Genomic DNA, 4,522 nt, shown 5'->3' on the forward strand with positions numbered 1-4,522 from the left:
TATAGAGACGCAACTCGCCGAGGCCCGCCGCGCGCGCCAGCCCTTCGGCATGGGCGAGCAGGCGCTGGCCGAGGCCCAGGCCCTGGGCCTCGGGCCGACGGCGACATTGTCGACCAGCAGATGGTCCTCGACCACGGCGGTCTCGATCAGCGCCATCAGCCGTGCGCCATCCTCCAGCAGATCAAACCGGTTGGCCTTGAGCGCCTGGGCGTAGTCCACCGTCATAGGCTTCGGCTCGCGCCCGATCAGCGGAATCCAGGGGGCATAGGCCGCCTGGACCAGGGCGGCGACGGCGGCGGCGTCATGAGCTTGAGCCTGGCGCAAGGCCAGGCCCGGAAGGCTTCCGGGAGCGGTCATAGGGGTATCCGTGTGATGGCGGCGCCGCGACCTCAAGGGCGACGCGGCGCAAGGGCTGACGACAGCGCGGGGGCGGCCCCGCGAAGGCTCTAGCGTCGTCGCGGCGCCAGTCTTCCCCGCGCGACCGTTGCGCGGCGGTGACGGGTGCAAATTATATTCAGCCGGAACAAGGACATGGGACGCATAGGAATCGCCGTGGGACGCTACGTCAAGCCCGAGCTTCGCGTCTTCCGAGGGCTTGGAGGCCCGGTCTCCCCGGTCGGAACAGCTGTGACAGCCGCGAATTTCGTGCCACGTTCCTCAACCGTACGGCGTGAGGCGGGCATGACACACCCGCTGGCGGGGCGACGTGGAATGCATACGCGCGATGATAGAATTGGAGGGGCCGGAGCCCCTGTCGGTCGGAGGCGACGACTGGCCGCGGACAGTCTCGGGCATGGAAGCGGTCCGACGACGCGCCCTGCGGGCGGAGCGGTGGAACTGCAGCCCCGCAAGTTGCCGCGCCAGGCTCGCTCCCGGGCCACCTTCAACGCCATCGTCGACGCCTGCAGCCAGGTCCTGGCCAACCGCTCCTACGAGGAGCTGACCACCAACGGCATATCCGAGCGCGCGGGCGTCAGCATCGGCACCCTCTATGAGTACTTCCCAAATCGTGAGGCGATCGTCGCGGCCCTTGTCGCCGACGCCTGCCGCCGTCTCGTCCTGCGGATGGAACAGGCGATCGAGGAAGCGGCGGACATGCCGGCCTTCCTCGGCACGGAGCATCTGCTGGCCACCGGGATCGACACCCTCGGCGCCCAGGAGAACGCCCTGGAGGTGTTGTTGCGCGACGCGCCCTTCGTCATGCAGTTGCCGGCCTTCCGCGAGGCCCGCGAAACCCTCACCGGCCTCTGCCAGGATATCCGCGTGCGCTCCGGCGGGCGGCTGACCCTGCCCGCGCCCGTGGCCGACACCTGGCTGATCTCGCAGATGTTGTTCACCGCCATGCTGGAGATCGCCTTCTTCAAGGGGCCAGAGGCGCAACGTCGCGCGCTGCGGCGCGAACTCGCCCACCTGACCTTCCGCATGGCGATGGGGCGCGACCCTTTCCTCCACGAGTTGGGCGCACCGCCCGCGACCTGAACCCATCGACCAGAATCCGAGCGGCGCCGCTTCGGGCCCAGGCCGGCCAGCCCCCCCCGGACTCAAGGCGCGTTGTGGGATCACCCCTAGCGCGCGGATCTCCGGCGCATGACGTAACGGCGTCAAACCCGAGTAGTCGCACCGAACAAGGGGGCCTCATACTCAAGCAGGGTCCGCTGACGACGGTGCGAGAGGAGTAGACGCCCCGCACGGTCGGCATTCAGCAGCCCCCAAAAGAGAAACACCCGAGGCGAGCCAAACAAACGCCCGGGCGGGAGGGAAACCGAATGCACAAATCTTCGCATCTGCGGAGCCTGCTGGCGCTTGGCGTCAGCACGGCAGCCATCATGACCGCTTCGCAGGCCTTGGCTCAAACGCGAGCAACGCCCGCATCGACAACCGTCTCCGAGATCGTCGTCACCGCCCAGAGGCGCGAGGAAAGCATCCAGGACGTGCCCATCGCGGTGTCGGCCTTCTCCGGCGACAATCTGAAGAGCCAGCGCATCGAGACCGGACAGGATCTGCTGCAGGCCATCCCGAACGTGAACTTCTCCCGGGGCAACTTTGGGGGCTACAACTTCCAGATTCGCGGGATCGGCACCAAGCTGGTGGCGACCAGCGCCGACGCGGCGATCGGCATCCACGAAAACAACGTCCCGCTCACCGCCAACACCCTGGCGGACGCGGAGTTCTACGACGTGGCGCGGGTCGAAGTCCTGCGCGGGCCGCAAGGCACCCAGTTCGGCCGCAACACCACCGGCGGCCTGGTCAATGTCATCACCAACAAGCCGAGTGACACCTTCGGCGCGCGGATCAGCGCCGAGCTTGGCAATTTCAGCACCCGCCGCGTGAACGGCATGATCAATGTGCCCCTGCCGGCCAACTTCGCCCTGCGGGTGGCGGGCGCCTATCTGAAGCGCGACGGCTTCTACGACAATCTGACCACCGGCCATAACGTCGACGATCGCGATCTGTGGTCCTCGCGCGTCACCTTGGCCTGGAACCCCACGGACAAGCTGAACGCCAGCTTGATGTGGGAGCGCTTTCGCGAGGACGACCATCGCCTGCGGGTCGGCAAGCAGCTCTGCGTGAAGGACCCGGGCCCGACCAGCATCGGCGGGGTGGCGACCAACCTGTCGGCGGCGACCAGCACCCAGGACTATTTCAGCCAGGGCTGCAAACTGTCCGATCTGCACGGATCGAACGCCCTGCAGGAAATCAACAGCGCCGTCACCCTGGGCGGCGGTCTGGGGGTCGCGGCCGGCCTGATCAACGGCGACGCCTATGCGGGCAAGCAGCAGAATCCCGACCTGCGGAAGATCGAGTCGGTGTTCGACCCGCTCTATCGCAACAACGCCGACGTCTATGAACTCAACATTTCCTACCAGCTCAGCGACAATCTGGAGCTGACCTATACGGGCGGATATTCCGAGAACAAGGGCTTCACCGAGGCCGACTACAACCGCGCGGTGCCCACCGGCACGCTCAATCCCAATGTGTTCTTCGGCCTGCTGACGGACGCCAACGGCTATTTCGACGACCCCCAGGTGGGTCGCCGCAACAAGTTCACGACCATCGATTTCTCGGACGGCGACAGCAAGCAGCAGACCCACGAGTTCCGGATCCAGTCGACCTTTGACGGGCCGGTCAACTTCAGCGCCGGCGTCTCGGCCCTGAAGTTCAAGACCCTGTCCAACTACTACGTCACCAGCAACACGCTCACCGCCATGACGGAGTTCATCAACCTGATCAGCGGTTGCCCGAAGACCGGATCCCTGAGCATTCCGCAGTGTCTCTATGTCGACCCCAACGCCATCCCCAACGGCTCGGGCGGCAACTATTTCGACAGCCGCACCGGCTACCAGATCTCCTCCACCGCCGCGTTCGGCGAGGTGAACTGGAAGCTCGCCGATGACCTGAAGGTCACCCTCGGCCTGCGCTACACCGCCGACCACAAGCGGGCCCAGCCCTATCAGCCCCGCCTGCTCACGGCCGGCATCGGCCAGGCGCCGCTGGCGGTCCAGACGGTGAACTTCCGGGAGGTCACGGGTCGCCTGAACGTCGAATGGTCACCGGACCTGTCCTTCACCGACAAGAGCCTGTTCTACGCATCCTATGCGCGGGGCTACAAAGGCGGCGGCTTCAATCCGCCCCAGTCGCCGGGCCAGGAACTGTTCCCGAAGTCCTACGCTCCGGAATTCATCAACGCCATCGAGGTGGGGTCGAAGAACACCCTGGACGACGGGCGGCTGATCCTGAACGGCACGCTGTTCTACTATGACTACACCGGCTACCAGGTCTCCTCGATCATCCAGCGGACCTCGGTCAATGTGAACATCGACGCCAAGCTCTGGGGCGCCGAACTGGAAGGCATCTGGGAGCCGGTCAAGAACCTGAGGTTCAATTCGAGCCTCGGCTATCTGCACACCGAGCTGGCGGACAACAAGTCGCTCGACCTGATGAACCTGACCCAGAGCGACCCGACCCTGTCGACGGTGCGCAACGGCGTCACCTATTCGATGTGCGTCGCCAAGGTGTCGGAACTGGCCAAGCTGCAGCAGGCCGTCAATGCCGGCCTGGTGCCCGCCGCGGCCGTGTCGGGCTCGCTGTTCAACCCGGTCCTGCTGCCGGGCGTCTGCAATGGCGGCTTCGCTCCGGGCACTCCGGCGGCGACGGCGCTAGGCTTCTCGGTCACCCCCTCTGCGGGCGTGGCGGCCAAGCTGGCCGGCAATGAACTGCCCAACTCGCCGCACTTCACCGCCTCGGTCGGCGCCCAGTACCAGTGGGATCTGTCCGGCGGCTGGCAGGTGACGCCGCGGGTGGACTTCTACTATCAGGGCAAGAGCTATGCCCGGATCTTCAACGCCATCAATGACCGGCTGGACTCCTACACCAACACCAACCTGTCGCTGATGATCGAGAAGCCGGAGTGGGGTTTCCAGGTCCAGGCCTATGTGAAGAACCTGACCGACGAGACCGTGGTCACCGACCAATACCAGACCGACGACACCTCCGGCCTGTTCACCAACATCTTCATGACCGA

2 protein-coding genes and 1 pseudogene are annotated in these 4,522 nt (G+C 65.7%); 2 read left to right on the forward strand and 1 reads right to left on the reverse strand.

Translation table 11 applies throughout. The features are described 5' to 3' along the window. A pseudogene (locus tag Q7P21_RS19455) lies at positions 1-357 on the reverse strand (hypothetical protein); the annotation flags it as partial. Positions 358-831: 474 nt separating this feature from the next. On the opposite strand from Q7P21_RS19455, the gene Q7P21_RS19460 reads away from it, so the two are divergent. Together Q7P21_RS19460 and Q7P21_RS19465 are read left to right on the forward strand one after the other, a co-directional pair. Beyond that, the gene (locus Q7P21_RS19460) at positions 832-1,479 is read left to right on the forward strand and encodes a TetR/AcrR family transcriptional regulator (RefSeq protein ID WP_304171794.1); all 648 of its coding nucleotides are present in this window, start codon (positions 832-834) and stop codon (positions 1,477-1,479) included. 287 nt (positions 1,480-1,766) lie between these two features. Beyond that, the coding region (locus Q7P21_RS19465; protein ID WP_304179930.1) for a TonB-dependent receptor at positions 1,767-4,522 on the forward strand (2,756 nt) is incomplete at its 3' end.

Source organism: Phenylobacterium aquaticum (genome assembly GCF_947378715.1).
In the GTDB taxonomy this organism is placed as follows: Bacteria; Pseudomonadota; Alphaproteobacteria; order Caulobacterales; family Caulobacteraceae; genus Phenylobacterium; species Phenylobacterium aquaticum_A.